This window comes from Paenibacillus sinopodophylli, from assembly GCF_005930355.1.
GTDB lineage: Bacteria > Bacillota > Bacilli > Paenibacillales > Paenibacillaceae > Pristimantibacillus > Pristimantibacillus sinopodophylli.
Genome location: NZ_VDBO01000008.1, coordinates 1 through 20,860, shown reverse-complemented (window position 1 = coordinate 20,860; position 20,860 = coordinate 1). Strand labels below are relative to the sequence as shown.

Here is a 20,860-nt window from a genome sequence, read left to right as displayed (position 1 = left end):
CCTTTTTTCGACTATGCAAGATGTATTCAGAAGACACCTAGCGATTAACTGTCCTCATCCTCCAAGTGTCATGCCTCTTATTCCAACTCTTTAAACCTTTGGAGCATAGTAGCAACCTCTGCTCTGGTTGCAAGACCAGAAGGATTTAGCGTCATATCAGAGTTACCCTTCATAATGCCCTTTGACACAGCCCAAGTAATGGACTCTTTGGCAAAGTCTGAAATTTCATTTGCATCTTTGAAGCTTAGGCTTGAAATTTCAGTTTGAACGTTAGACCCTTTACCATTTGCGTATCGATAGAGCATAACAGCAATTTGCTCACGAGTGATTGCGTCATTGGGAGCAAATTTACCCTTACCATATCCGTTAACAATTTGGTTTTGGTTTGCCCAAATAATAGCATCTGAATACCAAAGACCACTTTGAACGTCAGAGAACACATCTGAAAACTTAACATTTGGTTGATTTTCCATACGATATACGACAGTGGCAAGCATTGCACGGCTCATTTTCCCAGAGGGTGAAAATTTTGTTTCAGATGTTCCCGTGAATAGCCCCTCGTTATAAGCATATCTTACAGAAGAATAGTACCAATCGTCATGTGCTATATCTGTAAAAGGCGGTTTTCTCACAAATGTAACAACAATAGTTAAGTCACGGCTAACCTCTGGAATGGTGTAAATGTCACGGCCTATAAATCTCTCGCCGTTGATAAAGATATATTCGGTTTCAAACCCTTCATCGGGAATCATTCTGATGGTTGCAGAGGTTGTTGCACGAATGGTTTGAGCTTCAAAGCCATCGGCAATTTTGCCGTTTCCTCCTTGAACAGAAGCTTTAACAGAATAGTTAATGTTGTTTCCGTCCGAGGCAGCCCAACGTTTCGGACCTATAATTTTAGAATTCTCAAAATTTGAAATGCCAATGCTAAGCTTTTCGATTGCATCTGTGATCTCTGAAGGTAGAGCATCTTTTTTATCAAAAACAGCCTCAGCCTCAGCAATAACACCCCTCAATTTTTGAGCAGATTTTGTTGAATACCAAAAATCCGGGCTATATATGGTTTTCGGATTATCCGCAATGGTAACTGAAGCAAGTAAAGATTTCGCAGCCACAATGTCTTCATATAGTGAAGACTTAGAGGCTTCCTTTATTCCAGAGCCAACAATGATTTGCACATCTTCAAACGGTTCAATATACCGCTGTGTTGCATCTTTATTGGTTACAATGAAGCTGCCTAAAGAAAAGTTGAAAGTTCCGTTGTTTCTAGCTTGGAAAACAGCAGTTCCAATGTTTTGAAGTATGGAATCATCTTTTCCGCTCGCGGTCATATCAAGATAGATATAGTTGATGGCACCATCAGAATATTTCATTGAAATGTCCTTTTCCATATTAACACTGGTATTTTTCAGAACATAAGAATCAAACTGCAGCTTTCCTTGAAAACCATATACCGGTGCCCTTCCGGCACCAGCATATGAAAGACTTAGTTTAACAAAAATTTCTTCTCCAACTTCAAATGATGATTTTGAGGTGCCAGAGCTGTCAGTTACTGTGATGTTTACACGATAACTAAGGTCTGCGGCATCGTTTGCGCTGTAGGCATATGATGGTATAACAGCCACTAAAATCATGATGCAAAAAATGCTTTTCAAGTATTTCATCATTTTTTAAGTGCCTCCATTAATGTAAGTTGCGCATCTACAATGTCAACAATGCCATCACCATTTTTATCAGATCTCACCCAGTTTTCGGAAGAACTAAATCCGTTGTAGACATTGTTTAAAATAGCATCTTTTGTTGCCGAAATGTCATTTGTATTAATAACACCATTACCATCGGTGTCTCCACGAAGAAGAATAGGAGATTTCACCGTTGGCTCAAAAACAAGGTTCGCTGTTAACTGCTCACCTGTGACAAGTTCCCTTGAAGAACCAATATATGCTTTTTTCAAGCTATCATATAAAAGAGTTTGTTTGTTTCCTCCAACCACAACGGTTGCCTTGCCCATATTTATTTCAGTGTATATGGTGAACAAAGAGAACCCTTGCGTTTGACGAACTTCATAACGATAACCAAGATCTTTCACACTAATTTTGATAACATCCGACAGTTCTTTATACACATTTTCCCCATTTAGACCTTCAAAAGCAGAAAGTCTATAGCTAACTTTGATTGCAGTTTCGCCGGGAGCTAATGCTTCAATTGTCCCATCTTGTGAAAGGCTGATGATGTTCTGATTATAAAGAACATGCCACACAACGTCTTCTGCTTTTAAGACGGTGTCGCCAACTGTGCGAAGAGCTTTAACAGAAAGCTGCGTTTTTCCGCCTATGCCAAGCTCGATAAAATCAGGCTGATCATCGGAGCTTTCAAGGTCAGAAATTAATTTAATGCTTTCAAACTCTGACAAAGCACGATTCACAAGATAAACTTGAACAACCGTTTCGTTTCCAGCATCATCAACCGCTTTAAGAATCAGGGTTTGATCTGGATCTTCGCTTGAGGTCTTACGATTTACAACGAATGTTCCGTCTGGATTTCTAGCAATATCGTCTGAACTACCGTCTAAAGTTAATGATGCGGATGGTTCTGTTAGACCATGGAAGCTATAGCTTGAGTCCGCGCCAACAAAAACAACTTGATTACTGACGGTGTTGTCAACATTTTCCTTGTCAAGGCTTGTTTGAACATCTTCGCCAAGGAGTAACGTAGGTGCTTTTGTATCAACAGTAAACCCAATTGCACCTGATGACCTGCTGCCTTGGATTGTGTCACGGTTTTCACCAACCGCTATAAAGTCAATCAATTGCTGGCCGTCTTCAAGTCTTTGTTCAAATGACCAAACCGTCTTAAACTCTTGAGGCGTGTTTTTTTCTTCCGTGTTAAGGTTAAATGTCATTTTAACAGGCCTGTCGAAGGTATAAGTTACCTCTAACTTGTCAGTACTTAAATAATATAGTTCTTTTGATCTGTCAATGTTTGTTTCAATGCTTAAAAGCTGAGGCTTCTCCATTGAAGGCATAACAAAGCTTTGCGATGAAGCAAATTCGGTTGAACTATAATATTCTGCATGTTTAAGAGGATTTTCCACAATTCTAGCAGCCTGTACTTTAACAAAATAAGTCTTGCCTTCCTGTAATAGAGGTCGGTTCGTTTTGTCTTCTAATGGTTTTAGGATGATGTCACTGCCAACTTTATATTGACCAAAGGAATTTTCAACCTCAACACCATCTTCGTCTTGGATAGCCACGAGATAGTGTGTTGCCGTTTTGTCACTTCCCGTTATATCCACTTTCACATAGCCGTCACCACTGTAGACCGCAGAAACAGCTTGTGGTTTTTGAGGAAGCAATGGATTTGTGAAAGTGAATGTTGAAGAAGTGATTTTCTTACTCATTCCACCTTGATGGTTAACAAGCATCGCAACAACATGATATTTCCCTTGAGGGAAGGACTCAGGAAGTGTGAACACATGAGAACCTGATTCAATCTCATCTAGCTCTAGGTTGCCAATACTAATTAAAGATGAAGTATCTTGCATGTTAGTTGATTCAATGGCTTGCATGATTGACGGATCTTTTGTGACATAGACATTAAGTGCACCCGAATAGTTGCTTTGCTTATCCGTTGTCCAAGAAACGTTAATATCACGGCTTGAATTTTCGCTAGTAGAAGCACTAATTCCTGAAAGCTCTGGCATACTGTCAACACTGTTTACTTCAAAGTTATCGATATAAACATCAGGTGTTTCAACTGCAATGGACCAGTTACCAGCAACAATAAGAGACGGGTCAGTAATTGAAATGTACAAATAGTTAGTGCCATCTAAAGCTTGAACAAGATAGTTTCCATTGCCCTTGTTATCGTCTTCAATCATTGTCAATTTTTTCCCATTTGGATTGGTGACAATGATTTCTGATGCAGAAGGTTTGACAAATCCACGAAGTGGAATTTCAAAGAGAAGTGCATCTTTTGTTGCCAAGCTAACCTCTTTTGTAACACCATTTCCGGCTCGAGTTTTAGCGCTTGTCTTTGTAGTCAGTCTTCTCATATTCGTTCCATATGCCATAGTGGTTGGCACAAGGTTGCCGCTTTCGTCTAGCGCTTCCGATTGGACATAGTGAACGGCGTTTCCTCTTGAAGACAGGTCGATTGATCCGCCAAAGCTTAGGTCACCGTTCCAATAATAGATAAAGCCAAGCTTAACTCCAATGACTTTAAAGTTTGCACCAACAAAGTCAGATGAAACAGCTGCCTCAACTCCTGCAAGCTCCTTGCCCCCCACAAATGGGATTGAGTCTGGAATGAACAGTCCTGCGTAAACATAACCATAAAAATAATCTTCAGTAATTTTTATCGTTATACCACCACGAATCGCTCCGGCGTGAATGCTGATTTCGCCAAAGGCATTTAGCTGAAACGGCGATATCCATTGAACATTCATTCCCGCTCGAATATTAAGAAGTCTTCCATCCTCGTCTTTTTTCAACCGGCCAACACCTTCAATAGCAAGACCGGATAGTTTTGCATCCAGCTTAAAGTCACCTACAATAATCGCATTAATTAAAAGCCTTGTTTGAAGATGGATAGTAAGTGGTGGAAGTTCGCCTGCTGGTTCTCCAGCAATGGTGTCTGCAAGGTTTGAGATGCCTCCGCCAAGACCTGTGATAAATACATAAGGTGCAACCACAGGAACTTTCATTGTGGTTGGCGCTAAAAAGAATGTGAGCTCGTCAAGCATCATTTTTGGAACAGCGTTAATAGGAACCTTTTTCAGTGACAATGACCCTTCTACTTCCAGCATGGTTATAGAAAGACCAGCGTCAATGCTATAAATATCATCAATGGTGTTAATTGTTATTTCGGCCTTAACACCGGCTTCGTTGCCTACTAATGGGCCTAAAATATCTTTCGGCAGCTCAACGGCTAGTGTTGTGTTAATACCAACAAAACCAATTTCGCTGTCTTTACTTCCATAGAGAACATCTTTAACGTCTGCAGTTAGTGAGCCTTTATAATCATAATGCTCCTCACCCTTCGATTTGTCCGCAGCTTTTAAAGGCATTGAAATCCTTCCGCCAAAGCTAATTCCGAAATCATCATCATCTTGGGTCATAACCCCATATTTAATATTGATTAAGAAACCTGCAATATTTTGCAGCATAGTACCAGCATCCCCAAGCTGAAGCTCAAGTGCCACAGCCTCCTTCTCGGAAACAGCCTCCCGATCCAGGCTGTATTTGGTTCCATTTTTGGCTTCAAAATGCCACTTATTATGCCAAATATTAATGGAGTTGATTACTTTGATGGTGCCATCGCCTTCTAGCTTTGCACCATTGCTGTCAACTGTCATCTTAAGAGCTTCGCTGCTGTCATAAGCCAAGATGTTGTTGATCGTAATGTCTCCATCAGCTCTGCTAGCAGAGTAATATTTTTCTGTACCCGTACCCATGAGCCTGATTTTCCCGCGAAGTGTTAAAAGAATTTCTGTTTTATCTTTTTCAAATCCTATGCCTTTGTTAAGAATGCCATCTCTTTTAACACTGCCAGATACAAATTTTTTCATTACATCTTCGTTTTCAAAACTAATATAGTCATACAACTGTCTGTTGTTTGAAGCGTTTGTAAATCGAACTAGCGAAACAATGCCATAACTTGCACTTTTATCCGCTATATTATTTGTTACATCTAGTGTAGTTGCTGCTTTAATTTTTGTACCAAAGGCATCGATTAGCTGTTGATTTGTAAATCTAAATTCAATGTCATATTTTCCAACTGCTAAAGTTTCATTAGTTGAAAACGCAAGTGTTTGACCTTCTTCAACAAAACTTATTTTTCTTTTGTCAATCAATATAGCCTCACCGCTGGATGGTGAAACAAGATAAAGACTCCATCCATCACTTCCCGAAAGAGCCCCCGCCAAAACTTTCATATCACCAGAAACGGTAATATTTTTGTCGCCTTCAGAATAAACTGCTGCTGGGAAAACATGCTTCATTGAAACTTCCGGAAGCTTTCCTTCAACTGCAGGAATCAAAATGTTTGTATTGGCACTATAGTCAACCACTTTATGTGTGCTAGAATCAATAATTTCTGTTGCGTTTAACGAAACGACCAAACGTTTTGCTGTTATCATAGACTGAGTCTTTGCAATAATGTCAACATTAGGAATATCAAATACCGTTCCAATGTTAAGACCGCCCGAAATCTTCACCGTGTATTCTCGTGTATTCGTTGCTGCAAAAACAAGTCCCTCATCAAGGCTCAGTTTCACAATTGGCTCTATGAGTTCTCTAGCTCCTGAGACACTGTTGTCAATGGTTACCGTTGCTTTAAAAACACCATTATTTTCATATGCTTTTTTATCGCTAGTCAGTAATACGTTTTCGGTTTGGATCCCTATTGAAACATGCTCCTTTTGTGTTTGTTCAGAAAAGTTACCGATACCATAGAGCATCTCCGAAATTCTAACTTGACCTGGCTCAATTGATTTTTCGTTCCAGTAATAAGCAGTTGCAGTGTCAGGAACTAAATATTTGTTTGAATAGTTGGTAAAGTCAACATTCGGGTTTGGTGTATAATCGTATCTTGTGTTTGCAAGATTAACCCAGTGACCAACAATAACCTTATCCACGTTTACGTTATTGTTGCCACTCCAGCCGGACAACATGGCATAAGCCATCTTGTCCGAAGCTGAAAGAGAATCAACATATCTAATTTGTTGCGGAAGGTTGTCACCGCTATATTCGGTTTCAACGATTGTGGGTTGTGTTGGGTCAACCAAAACATAAGGTGAATCAATTTCTGAACCAAGCGCGTTGTCTAGAAGAAGACGAATACCAACTGTTCCGGCTTTGGCATTGTTATTTTTCACATCATATGAAATACCAATATTTCCAGCCCTCGAGTTGCTAGGATCAATAGAAATAGACACTTTTTGTGTAATGGTATAGCCCTTGATGTCCCATGCAATGGTTAACAGCCTGTTTTGCTCTGAAACGACAGGTTCATGAAGCTTTGTATCGATTCCAAACCAGCCATATTCCTGGCCGAAAATAAAATCTTTTCCATCGATACGAACGGTTGTGAATGATGTTCCATTGCTCCTTGCCGCATCTTCCCTATAAAGAAGCGGAAGGTTGTTGTCGAAAGCTTTTTGTGGGTGACCATCAATCGTTTCGATTGAAAAACCACCCGTTCTTGAATTTATAGAATATTTCATAAACTCGTTTGCAATTGAATAATCCGCACTACTAGCATCTGCACGAACAGGGAAACTTACAAAAGTGAAAAGCATTATTAGACAAAGGGTTGCAGCTATGATGCGTTTTATGGTTCTAAAGATAGTCATTGCCTATTTCCCTCCTTGTACTGGAGCTTTTGAAACATACACAGAAATGTTGAAATAATCACGCTTATCCGTTTGGATATATATGGTGTACCAACCTTCCGCTACATTATCCATTGTAAAAACTCCGTTTTTCTCCCGCAGGATAGTTCCTTTTGTTTTCATCTGACCTTGCGTTAAAACACCTTTTTCATAACGTGCATATGAGATTCCTGAAAAGTTTTTCAGTGAAATTTCTACCTTGTTTCCAAGAACGGTTGCAACATTGGAGCTGTCCGGCATAACTCCGTTAACAAGAGCTATTGTGTCATAAAGACCCACAAGGCGAACGGTTCGACGAATGGTTGTTTGATTTCCTGCATCATCTCTTACTGTATAGTCGATATAGTAAGGGTTCGAGCGAACAAATTCATTTGCTGAGATGTTGTCAGGGTTAAACACTCGCCCGCCTACTCCATAGCTAATGGTAACTCGGTTTGTTAGGTCAATATTTTTACCTGCAACCACATCCCACGCTTCGAAGTCGAGAAGCTTTGACTTGTCATATGCAATGGAGGCATCTTTTTTAGGCGTCATTCCTTCGATGAAGATTAGCTCCTCACCATTTTTAAGTTTTAGCACAGGAGGAGTTTTGTCGATCAGACCAATGTTGACACCATACGAAGCATAATCTCCTGTTCTTCCTTGGAGGTTGAAAACATAAAGTCCATTATCCCTATAGTTCATCGACTTATCTTGTTCCCAAACATCGTTTCCGCCAACGAACTTAGCATCTTTGTCAGTGATTACAGTGACTTTGACATCTTGATTTGTTGTTGGGTTTTTATCCGTTCCCACCACATAACCTTCTTCTTTGCCAGATGTATCAACTCCAACAGTAATCTGGTTTTGATAATCCTTTTCCACCCACTGACCAGCTTCGTTTTTCTCAAGATATTTATAGGACCAACGAACTTCTTTAACCTTTGGTCCTCCTACTTCAATTCCTTCAACAGTCAGTAAAATTTTTTGTGTTATGCCTGTTTGGTCTCTAACTTGAAAGACGTGCTCCCCGTTAGTCTTAACGTTGATAACTGTATCTTTATAGGACACAACATCACCGTCTTCATTTTTCTCCTCCGTTAAAAGTGCATATTCATATCCACGATAAGAGACGGTAAGGTCTGTTAGCTTCCTAAGAATGTCCAGAGGAACGCCGTCACTGTCACGGATTTGGTCAAATGTTACATTAACACTTAGCTTATCTTTAGCTAATGCTGCAGTTGCGCTGATTTGCGGCGGCGTGGAAACAATATTGGAAATGGTAATAACCTCATGTCCTTTGTTTCCATAGTCGTCTACAAAGAACATAGTAACCGTACCATTTTTTCTAAAGCGAACAGCTTTTGTGCCAGGGATATGTACGATATCGTTGGCAGTTAGGCTTCCGGTAGTTTCTACACCGGTGACTGTAATGGTTTTGATGTCTTTGCTAAACTGTGTCAACTCAACATTCACACTTTGTGCAGTAATTGTGGTTGGAAGTGTGCTGTAAGTCCTTGCAGTTGCAATTGGCACCACTTTATTAATATTTGAAACTGTGATTGGAGTAGTCCATTTGTTTCCTGCGTAGTCATACGCTGTCACATAATAAATTCCTGAGCTGTCAAGCTCAACGACATATTCATTTTCAAGCGGCTCACCTTTAAATGGATAAACCACTTCGCCCTTCTTAACCTCCGCAAATGCTATTTCACCTGAATCATCAGATAAAGTGATCGTTGCGAAAATATTTTGGTTAGTCTTGGAAGTGTTTGATAACACATAGGAGGTTTGACCAATTGTGTTGTCAAATTGGTTATAGCTAACCGTATGAGAACCTGTGTTTCCTGCATTATCCCTAAACTCAAATGTGAATGTGTTAACATCTTGCGTTAGAGTCCTTGAAAGTGCTGCATTGTTGTTTGTCATAGAAAGAGTTTTTCCGCCACCTATAAACTTGAGCGTTGCCATAACCCTTCTATAGGCTCTTCCTTCTTGGATTGGAACCCAATTTCCAAGATAGTTTTCGTAGGCGTATTCAACCGTGTAGTGACTGTCTTGCCCAATTGGCGTTTTATCAATGTTTGAAACCGCGACTGGAACGATTGTTTCCATTCCTGCTTTGTTAGTCACTTTGAAATATACCGTTGCATTTTGCTCGAATGTTTCGGTGTGCGAAACAAATGAGTCAATTGGGCTAAAGTTTTTGCCGTCATACGAACGTTCAAGTTTTAAAATTCCGCTTTCCGGGTCAGATATAGAAAGTCTTGCATTAACATTTTGGTTTGTTGACTCCGTGATCGAATAGTTCACATTTACAACAGGTGCAGTCTCGTCAACCACTGTCATTGCAACATATTCGTCTTCCATCCTGTCGTCTTGCATTCCTTCTGTTGTATATGCCTCGAAATAAGCTGATTTTGTTGTTTTGCCATCTCTTAGTGCTTCAAAAACAAGCTTTGAATAAGCTGTTTTTCCTTCTGCTTCTGTAAATGAAGGTTCAAGAACGCTTAGCTCCGAATTTAGTTCTAATCCAGACAACACTGCATTTTCAACAAAGAAATATTGTCCAGAATACTTTGGATTGGGAACGACAACATAATAAAGCTTGTCGCCTTGGTTATAGGCTATAAACCCTCCGTTTTGGATCGTTTGACCATTTTTCTCTACATGACCCGTAATGTCAAATCCTGTAACAAACTCTACATCAGGTGTGAATTCTACAACACTATCCCTTCCGGCTTCGTCCTGAATATAAAGACTGATTGGATTATTGTTTTGAATAACAACATCATAGTCCATTGTATAGTCAGCGGATGTTGTTAAAAGTCCTGTATAAAGAAGGTTCGACCTTGCCATCTCACCCACAACATTACCCTGGGCAGGTGCGTTAGGCATTACGGTTACGGGTACGTTAAATGAAACGGTAACCGTTGAGGTGGTTTTTGTTGTTGCAGGGTTTGCGCTAACACTTACAATGGATGCTTGCGCGTCAACCAGGTTTAGTTTTGAGTCAAAGAAGACTTTTTCAGTAACATTTCCTGATGTGTCGACGGCTTTAATCCCAACGGCATAGCTTCCACTAAGCCCTTTCAAGTCAATTGTATAAGTCTTCTGTTTGTTTCCTTCACCATTAACGATTACCGGACTAACTTGCATTTCAACTGATTGACTTGAGCTAAACAGGGCATAATCAGCTTCTGTTAGAATATGATTTGCCGTTGGATCTTGAATAAGTGCGAATGAAACGGTTGTGTCACTCTTATCTATAACATCGACTGTGATAACACCATCTTGTCTTGCTCCTTTCGTCACGATTTCACTTGAGGCAAGTGCAGAGGGAGCTGTTTTGTCAATGTTAGAAACGGAGATAGGAACAAAAACACGATTTCCAAGCTCGTCAGATAGGATTAGGTTTGTTGTTATGTTTTCGTTAACTGTTACTGTGAATGCACCGTTTGCATATGGAGAAACCGTGATTTTGTCTGCATCTTCTGGTGAAACTGTCAGCTTGCTAATTCCCGTGCCAACATCATTCGCAACTATTCTGGCTGTCACTGATGCGTTTGTTGGTTGAATTGTGCTATAGTCTGGCAATTCAAAGGTTGGTGCTTGGCTATCATAAAAAATAGTGATAGGTCTTGCTTCTGTTAAAAACTCAGGTTTTGCGTCAGCAGGATAATTGATGAGCCCAAACTGAAGATAGATGGTGTTGACACCCTCTTGCAGCGGAACAGGTGTGTCGAGTGTAAATGTAAAATAACCACCTGATTTGTTTTCAGTTGTAAAATTGGACACTAAAACGCCATTATCTGTTGGCATTCCGTCAGTTGTTGCATAATATACCGGTTTTTGATATTTCGATGTGCTATCAGAAGTCCATGATGTATGGGGTTCTTTCAAAGCAGCATAGACACTATATGTTCCATCCGTTGTTGTGCCCATTCCGTTAAAAGTCTTTGTCTCTGTCTGTTTTAATTCATCAACTATCGCAGCTTCTGACCTTATGCCAAAGTATGGGGAAACCTTTTTGCTTTCTCTGCCATGCGGGTCTTTTGCAACAACAACAATACTGTACGCACCTGATGGAAGTCCTGTTATGGTCAAGGTTTGATTAACCTCTACTATGTTTTCACTGTCTGGTGTCAGTGCCAGCGGATAGTTTTGCGTATCTGCAATTCTAATATCTGAGTCCGGCTTAGATAAATAGTAATATGCACTTGCAATTCCGCTGTCATCTGTCACTTTAACGTTAAATTGATGTGATGATTTAAAATGATCATGCTGACTCCCGACGGTATAGCTAATCTCCGGGGGATAGTAGTCATAATGGTATACACGTGAAAACTCGGCAGTATTGCCAGATTGTTTATTTGTAACACGATATTCAAGGATATATCTTCCGTTCACCTGCGCTAGAGTTCCTTTAAGATTAGTTTTTTCAGCAGCACCAACATCATCGCTCGATTTATATACACTAAAGTTTTGTGTAAAGCTTTGGTCATTGCCAGGATGTGAAATCCATCTATAACTCGTTTCAATGTTTGAATTGCTTATGTCGAAACTAATGTCAAAACGTGGCATTGGAACGCTATAATCCTCCGTAATGAGTGTGTCGACAACATTTCCATTGAAAATGCTCACAGGTCTTTTATAATATCTTGACACTTGCTCGTTTCTTGAATCGTTTCCAAGTGAGTCCATTGTGAAATAATAGAGAGTGCCCTCAAAGTTGTCACCTTTGGGAATGGATAGCATAGCAGTTGCGCTATCACCTTCTGAGTCTACAAATGCCCACATCCCTTGAGTTGAAGCAATTTCTTTTGATGCAGGTTCAATTTGATTGATTGGAGTATCAGTTGGCGTCGCAGAACCGTTTATAAAGGTATAATAAGTCCTTGACCAGCCGTTATTGCTTTGTTGAAAGTCGTTCATTTCGAAACGATAGTCATTTCTTTTGCGAAGCTGCGCATCTTGCGGTTGTATCGTTTCTTGAATGGTCACTCGTGGAGCCTGGTTATCGATCTTGATATTTTCAATTTCTGCATATCCGGCATCTCCGCCTAGTGGATTGTCACCTTTATCCCATCCATAAAGCCGAAGCTTGAATTCGCCTTCTGTTGGATCGATTGGACTTAGTTTTATGCTGACTCCATTTAAAACTTGCGTGTTAATAGGTGCAGTAACTCTTGTTTGGATTCCTGTACCATCAAAGTTTGTTATTCTCGTCATTGCCGGTTCATAGGAATCATTGGTTTTCTTGAATAACTCATAATTAAAATAGTTTTGATTCAAAGTGGTGTGGGCAACATTTCCTTCTGGATAGAGTGTTTCGCTTGAAACCATATAAAATTCATGCATCTTTTTGATCTTGTTTTGAATGGAGTTCTCGCCCACAAGGTCATTTCCACTTTGGTCGGTAACTCTTACGGTTGGTGTTTTTGTGTCAACTTTGTGAGTTGAAAAATAAAAACTTTGAGATGTTGTTGATTCTGGTGTTGGATTTTCCAATTGATAGGCCTGAGTTCGACCATTTTTTATTAGAGAGGTGGACACATTATTAAGCTGGAGCCTTATGCCCTCGCCTTCAACTTCGCTAACATCCAGCGGCACTTTCCCAGTAAACTGAAGTGTGCCGTTTGGTTTTCCGTCATTGCCTTGCAGTTTTGTCATAGTAAGATCAGAAAGCTTAGTTGAAGTACTGTTTCCAAGATATAACTCAGGTGTTGCTTTAAAGTTTGTTATGAGCTCCGTTTTATCTTCTTGCGTCATGTTTTTTTTGTGAATGGAAAGCGCGTCAACTGTGATATTGACATCTGTAAATTTTCGATTTAGATATCGATTGTCAGTGCTTGGTGAATAGGTAATCGTTTGATTGATATTGGGGTTGCCAAGATTATATATGCTACGATAAAACGTAAAAGTTACATCTTTATAATAGTAATCCGCTTGCCCTATCTTTGTTGTTAAATAGGTTTTAACTTCGGGATCTCCTGAACTTGTATGGGCAAAAGTCCCTCCAAGGCTTTCAGCGTTGGTAGACTGGGCAAGAAGCGCCACCCTATAGGTTAGTGATATCTCAGCTTTGTCCTTTGCAACCATTGCATCGTGAAGCTTTTTGCGGTCAATATCTAACTTGAAATTTGTTGTTTTTGTTGGCTCTTCGAATGTTAACCAATCTCTACCTACAGCATCGTCCGAAACGGTGTAGCTGAAAACTGGAGCATCTTCATATTGCATAATGTCATAGTTACCATATTGATCCCTGACTTTTTTGTCCCAGCTTACACTCTGAGCATCTGACGAACTAGCATCAAGGTAGAACTCTCCCCCTTGCGTATCAACATTACCTAGATCTGTAAATTTCCTTTTTGTTACGTCCGAAATGTCACGATAAAGTCTGCCCTGATCTCTTGTCCATTGATCTATTAGAATGGTCTTCGCCTGTGTTGGATTTATCTCCCCCCCAATATAAGGAAGCCACAGAACCACAGATTTAGCGTACCAGTCATTACTGCCCACAACCCAGAAAACTAATTCATTCATTCTCCATGGTGGAATATTTTCCAATTGAAATGGATGTTGTACTTGAGACCAAGCCGCAGCGCCGCCAAGTTTTGCTACATGATCAGAGCTTTCTCCTGTTTCATAGGTACTTACGCCCATGTAAATATCATCACCTGTTCCTCCGTCGTCATTTCCTCCTGTTATCACATTAAACACATAGTTGTACTCTGTTGCTACATTCGCATAAACAGGCGCTACTGATGCTAGAAGCGAAAGTACTAGCATCAAACTTAGGATCTTCTTCATAAAATACCTCCTCGTATAATCGTACTTGTAATCGTTCTTTTTAAGTCGCATCCACTTGATTCGGCCGCTGCCGCCGGCTGTATTGGCAGTAAATTCATTAGCAGTTATGAATCGCGATAACCAAATTTCGACAATATTTTTATTCTATAATACCATCGTTGATAGAAACGCTGCTGCTTTATAAAGAAAACTTTAAGTTTCGTAGATAGACTAAACTAGGAAGCCAACAACAGTTCCGGAGAAGGAGGACGACACGACGAAACAGTTTTACCTTCATGTGAACAAGACACGAAAAAAAGAGGCTCGCAAAAGTTTGGTAAACTCATGCGAAGCCTCTAAGCAGAAACCATCAAGGTCTTTGCTGACTACTCCAAGGATGACATTCAGGACAACGATCAGCCTTTACAGCTAATTTTAGTTGAAAATAGTTGCTATATACTTTGAGCTAAGACCAATGGCTTTTAGCTCTTCTTTCATTTCATGTGTGTATGCGATTTTTCTATTAGGGACATATAAAGCCACCCCGTTGCGATTTTTATAGCCTGCTGAATTTCTTACTTCGAATGCAAGTGCTTGGGCTGCAGCAGTAATTTCTGATGATTTGCCCATGATATTTACAAGATCATATTGATCGAATATCCCATCGTTTTTGCCTAATAGCTCTGATTTCTTCGCAAGGTCTGTTAGTGAAAAATCAAATTTTGCGTTTTCGATTGCCTTAACCAATGATTCAGCCTGAGAAAGCTTCATCATTGACATTGTTGTTGGCATAGTAGCTTCAATCCCCGAATGAAGAGTAAAGGAATCTAAAATTAAACGCCCCACTCTTTCAGTGCTAATCTGTGGGTTTCGCTCCATCGCACCTATCCACGTGGTATAAAACAACCCTGCTGCGGGGGTTGAATCTTCAGAAGCTATGAGATATTTGCCATGGTTTCTAAGAGCATAGGCCGTTTCAACTGTGCCCATAAGACATGCATCAAAGACGATTAAGTCGAAATACATATCTGATGAATCGATTGCCTTCGAAAGCTCCGAAACTTTCATCGTTTTTCGTTCGTTTAGCTCGTCTGCACCAAATCCACCCATTGTACCATACCCATGGTCCCATAAAATCAGTATATTACGCTCACTTGGTGCAACCGTTTTGCCCCAAACAAGAAAATCCCTTAGTGTTTTAGGGTCTGATGCGGCGGTTTTGATATGGCTTTCGTGCTTTTTAAGTTGTCCATTGACAACTTCAAAGCGTTCTGATGCTCCATTAGCCATATATTTGTTGTGATATTTGAGCGTTCCACCTGTTTGAATTAGGATTTTCGTATTTTGGTTTGGCTGACCACGAAAAATTTCTTCCAAGTCATCTGTTAGCCGACCTTGCTGTGATTCAAGGTCTGAACCAACTGCATATATTAAAATCGTCGATGAATCAAGATTTTTATCCTGCTCCCAAAGTGACCTTGCCTCGTTTAAACTTTGCGTTGTGAAAACATCTGTTTCACTGAGGGTTTGACCTAGTGTTGCAATTTGGTTTTTGGGTCTTGTGTTTAAAACATAACTGCTTATTTTTGCAAGAGTTCCCCGATTGAATTCGACTTCTTTTGTAAGGTCCATTCCTAAAACCATGGAGGCGAAAGAAACCGCGGTTTCATAGGTAAAGTCGCCCTTTGTTTCTGAATATCCCAAAACCCTTAAAACCATTGAACAGTATTGGTTCAGAGAGGTTGGTCGGTTACCGCCAAAACTATATTCATTAATTCCGTTAACTACACCCTTTGTATAGGCATACGACACGTAGCGACTTTCCCAGCTCGTATCATTAAATGGATTTTTGTAGGTGCTTTTCAGAATCTCTTCTTCCTTCCCCCACAGACGCAGCATCATCACAAGAGATTCTGCTCGGGTAGGCACCCTCGAAAGTTCATATCCATTCCCCGTCCCACTGAACAATCCCAAGTGGTTAAGCGCTTCTGCATAGCTTGAGCTTTGTGCCGCTGCTGTTGGAGTTGTTGCAAGAAGAAAGATTAAAAATAGGATTAAACTTCGGATTTTTTTCATCAAATTCCGGCCTCTCCATTTGAAAATTTCATTCTTAAACGTAAAAATACAAAAGAAGCCATTTACATGCTTTTGGCTCACCAGAACATTGAGCCCTTTATTGATCTCAACTACCGTAGCAAGTGGCGCTGCTCTCCGTCTTGCGCTTGTTCCAACTCCAAGTATGGACGCCTGGTATTTATGCCAGAAAGACGAATGGGACAAGTTAAAAGGTATCCTTAGCCCTACAATCGCTTAAGCTTTTCAAAAAATTGTTTCAATGGAATTGGTGAGGTCTGCCTATTTTTGAAAACTGGTTTTCATCATCCATGTTTTCCAGTACCAAAGCTCTTTTACTCCCGCATTTCCCCTCCAGCCCATCTCTAATTCCGAAAGGCTATATTACATCATCAAAGTTTGTTATTTTCAACCCATAACTTTGAACTGCCTCGAGTGGTTCCCATTCTAAAGCAGCTGTAGTACTCATTACATTTGCTCATCCATTAGCTGATTTATCTATCAAACTACTACTCTATCATGGCGGATTAGCCCCTGTGTGAAAGTTAAAGAAAGCTTTAAGTTTGCACTTGCAACTCACTTCTGGCAACCAGCGAAAAGAGCCTGATCTCCAGAAGATCAGACTCTTAAAAATATCAGAAATCCTCATCAATTCACGTTCTTGTTAATCTAGGTCATACCACGATCAACCAGCATATAGCCAGTCCCTCGAGCTGTAATAATTGTCTCAGGATTAGCGGGGTCCGCCTCGATTTTTTTACGTAAATTACTAATATGTACCGCCACTGTTCTCGTATCCTCTAAACTCTTCATTCCCCAGATGAGCTGGAATAACGCATCAACAGTGACGGCACGATTGATGTTTTGTGCCATGTAGGATAGCAGGCTGAACTCTTTCTTCGATAAATAGACCGATTTACTCCCCATGCTTACGGTCTGCGCATAGTAATCCAGCGTCAAACTCGGCAACTCTAGCAGTTGTTCCCTTCTGCCCGTCGATACTCGGCGAAGATGAGCCTTGATCTTGGCCATGAGTACTCCCGGACTGAACGGTTTGGTTATATAATCATCGCCGCCATAGGTTAATGCACTGATTTCGATCTCGTCCTCTTCATGACTGCTTAGAAATACGATCGGCGCATTTGTATAGCTGCGTGCGTCCTTGCACCAATCTATGCCGTTGTCATTAGCCAGCATCAAATCCAGTACAATCAAATCCGGCTCGAACGATGCAAACAGCTTCATAGCATCTTCCCCATTATGACTGCACGCGGATATGAAGCCCTCCCGCTCACAATATGCCTGAACAATCTCGCATATATGGAGATTATCATCGACGATCATAATTTTGTGTGTGTCCGTCCTACTGTCACCTTCCTTCTTCTCAATCGACAGAATGTTGGAATTTAACACTTATCTTAGCATGGAAGGTCGGACTATTTATGAAATGTAAAGGAATCTTTAAGATTTTGCTTTGTGCACAAAATTAAAGTTTTCATTACATTTCGTTTTGGAATACTTTCCCCTTTCAGGGTGACTTATATGAAAAGACCTCAGGCGACAGCAACTCTTGCCAGTAGAACTCCCACTCCCCTTGCAGCTTTAGCGGATTCTAACTAGTCATTTACACGCCTACAGAAACATGACCGTGCACGACAAAGGTATGGTCGGGCGCTAATGGTCTATGGTGCAATCACATGAAGCTTAACCAAATGCTTGATGAACTACACATCGCTTAATAAAATAGGCTACTCACAAAGTTCAAATCGAACTCGTGAGTAGCCTATTTTTTAATCATGTGGTCAAAACTTACATCATGCCGCCCATCTATCAGCCCTTTTCAGACTATTTCAACCATTGACGATTTGCGTTTTAAATCAACTAAATCAAAGTTGTTCATTCGAAAACTTGCCGAACTCTTTCAGGTTCTGCCAGAGTTTTCGTTATTTTTTTGTTATTTAATCGATAAACTTACTCCGTTATTTTTCTCGTTTTCAAGAACTTCTTGAACAGAGGTGTGAAGAAAATATCACCCGCTAACTTGCACGTTTAAGTCGAGTAAGTAGAAAAGGAACTCTCACGAGTTCCTTTTCTCATTGAACTATGTGATGGTATTTAAGGATCGCTTCTTCGGTAATTTCGCAGTTCGCTCCCGGAATATATACGGCATCCCAAGACCCACCCTTTTCATGGGTTTTGTTAACAAGGTCGACGGCCGAGTGATCTTCGAAATTCAACAACACTTCCAAGATACTATCAACAACTTTTGTTCCGTTTTCGCTGGACAACACTTTTAACATCGAAGGAGTGCCTGACAAACCGCCTGGGATATAGAATATTTCTCGTTCCAAGTCCCTAATTTCAGAAGATCCGTATTGCCGGTAATTGTAAAATATTTCTTCAACGACTGGCCCGTATTTAAAGGCAACGATTTTTTCGGGAAACATCCGTTTCTTGTATTTCAATAAATACTCCGCGAAAGCGTAGTATATAATCTTTTGTAACTTGAGGTGCGACATTTCACCCATACTTAAAATAAACTTCGCTACGTCTAGAGCTGACAACTCTCTATCCCTATTCAAATGGTTTATAAATTCGTCCGGATCTGTAATAATCACCACATCTTTGAAAAAAGAGTCTTTTTTAACGACCGATTCCCATTGATCTGAATCCGTTATTAATTTATGGATTCCGAATTGCACATCCCCGCAACTACTTTCAATTTTATTCATAAAAGAGTTTAAGTAAATTGGATCAAGTTTATGCGGAGAGGAAAAATGCCATCCTATTCTGTGACCAAGAAGATAATTATTTGATATCACAATGAAATGGAAAAACATTTCACTAGCCCCCTTTAATATTGTTGCTCGGCATTGATTCAGCATGAATCTGTGGCCATGATATGTAAGCGCGTTTAGCTTTATGTTCGCTATGAGACCGTTCGTTCTCATTAGAATCATTACTATCCCATATTTGCAACTCCCACGGAAAAGTAAAATTGCTACCATAAATATATACATGAGTGCCATTGTAAGAATCCTTACAAGAGTTTTTACATAATATTTTGTAGTTTGAATCTAAATGTAGCTGCCCACACATCAGATCAACACCATTATTATTATGGTCAAAACAATTGAGTTGTATCCTGAATCCCAACAAATCATTCAAACATTTGTTTACAGACACTTTGCCTTGTTGGTTAGTGTTCAGAACATAATACAACATTTTATTTACAATCGAATCCCGTTGTTTTACGCGTGATCGAAAGTCTAAATCACTGTAGTTAAACTCGAAATCGCTTGTAATCAAAGCTCTGGTAACTAGTTCTTGATAACTAATAATCAGACTCATAAACTCTGCATCTACTGTATTGGATTCGGTATTAACGAAATCTCTAATGTACTTAGAACTCAAGTTTGGAATTTGAGACTTCAGCACAAAGTCATTAGAGATCATTGAATGAAACTCACGTATATTTCTTATGACATCATAAATAATTTCGTTTTCCATAAGGCCATCCTTTATTTTAACAAGATGTACATATGTTTCATCATACCATACCGTGTCAACAACTCAGTTTAGCGTTTAAGAATTCTTTGTTAATTTGTAAACAAAATAGAGTTAATTAAACCATATCATCAGCCTCAATATCTCCAAGGTGCAGGTTTCAAACTCTCTCGACTGTATAGCACTTTAAACATATTAGCCTGCCGATCCCATAAGACAAAGCCCTCTTTAACCAACTCATTTATTGCATCCTTTACTTGCTGGGGCGTCCGTTGAGACCGATGGCTGATGTAACCAACATCAATAGTTGACAGTTCATCTCGATTTATATTCCACATCACAATTAAAATTTTTCTAGCTACATCATCAAGCATGCTGCTTTACCAATTCCACATCAATAATATTATCAATGTTAAATATGCGAGGGGCATTGGCAGTATGGCAGTATGCCTTCACTCGACCGTCACGTACGGCCCTGACTTGAATTGTACGAATGGATACATTGCGGTTGCGGTCGTTGTAAATGATCTGTACTGTCAGTCCTATAAATTTTTCAATCATGCCCCTCACTCCAATGCGAATGTTTGTTCTTATTTTATTACAAACATATGTTCGTGTGCAATAGCAAATTCCCAAGCGCTTGCGAAAATAGAAAATTACCCACCAACCACTTTGGCTGGTGGGTAATTTTCTATTGCATAGGCTGTCCACTTACAATTCGCAGTTCATTTGCAAGTCGGTTGTATTCTTTTCTAGATGCCGGATCTACAACAATTCCATATCCAGCCTTCAAAAACTCAATTATTTTATCAGCATCTTCTTTTTTCATTTTTGGTTTCACCTCCGGCTTAATTTCAGGTGCTGGCTGCAGCTTAGCGGCAACCCGCGACTTAAAGGCTGTCCATCCCGCCCATGTGCCATTGCTATACATGAGTCTAGGACATATCTTTCCGTTCCAATCAAAGTGCCTGCGGAGTCGATCAACTCCCCAACCGCGTTCTTTAAGCATGCTGGCAACCAAATCAACTGCATTATCTAATCCTTTTGCATAATCTCCGCTCTCGCAGATTTCAATTCCGATAGAAGTTCTGTTTCCGCTAGATGCTCCGCTGCCGT

At 40.0% G+C, this 20,860-nt stretch carries 9 protein-coding genes; all 9 read right to left on the bottom strand.

The genetic code is table 11. The annotated features are described in order from the left end of the window. Positions 1-77: 77 nt before the first annotated feature. Positions 78-1,667, bottom strand: coding sequence for an S-layer homology domain-containing protein (locus FGT79_RS22400; RefSeq protein WP_138755079.1), 1,590 nt, complete (start codon positions 1,665-1,667; stop codon positions 78-80). After that, the gene (locus FGT79_RS22395) at positions 1,664-7,354 is read right to left on the bottom strand and encodes a hypothetical protein (protein ID WP_138755078.1); all 5,691 of its coding nucleotides are present in this window, start codon (positions 7,352-7,354) and stop codon (positions 1,664-1,666) included. Before FGT79_RS22395 ends, FGT79_RS22400 begins: the two co-directional genes overlap by 4 nt. Before the next feature lie 3 nt (positions 7,355-7,357). After that, on the bottom strand, positions 7,358-14,185 hold the full coding sequence (locus FGT79_RS22390; protein ID WP_138755077.1) for a hypothetical protein: 6,828 nt from the start codon (positions 14,183-14,185) through the stop codon (positions 7,358-7,360). A gap of 414 nt (positions 14,186-14,599) precedes the next feature. Further along, complete coding sequence (locus FGT79_RS22385; protein WP_246096571.1) at positions 14,600-16,240, bottom strand: clostripain-related cysteine peptidase; 1,641 nt, start codon at positions 16,238-16,240, stop codon at positions 14,600-14,602. Positions 16,241-16,906: 666 nt separating this feature from the next. Beyond that, entirely contained in the window at positions 16,907-17,581 is a 675-nt protein-coding gene (locus FGT79_RS22380) for a response regulator transcription factor (RefSeq protein WP_138755198.1), read from the bottom strand. A gap of 749 nt (positions 17,582-18,330) precedes the next feature. Continuing rightward, positions 18,331-19,077, bottom strand: coding sequence for a Panacea domain-containing protein (locus FGT79_RS22375; RefSeq protein ID WP_138755075.1), 747 nt, complete (start codon positions 19,075-19,077; stop codon positions 18,331-18,333). A 4-nt stretch (positions 19,078-19,081) separates the two neighbouring features. Beyond that, entirely contained in the window at positions 19,082-19,747 is a 666-nt protein-coding gene (locus FGT79_RS22370; protein WP_138755074.1) for a nucleotidyltransferase family protein, read from the bottom strand. A gap of 363 nt (positions 19,748-20,110) precedes the next feature. After that, positions 20,111-20,305 carry a WYL domain-containing protein gene (locus tag FGT79_RS22365; RefSeq protein ID WP_138755073.1) on the bottom strand — a complete coding sequence of 65 codons (195 nt, stop codon included), beginning with the start codon at positions 20,303-20,305 and terminating at the stop codon, positions 20,111-20,113. A gap of 130 nt (positions 20,306-20,435) precedes the next feature. After that, a partial coding sequence (locus FGT79_RS31995) for a peptidoglycan recognition protein family protein (RefSeq protein ID WP_425465039.1) occupies positions 20,436-20,860 on the bottom strand: 425 nt, incomplete at its 5' end.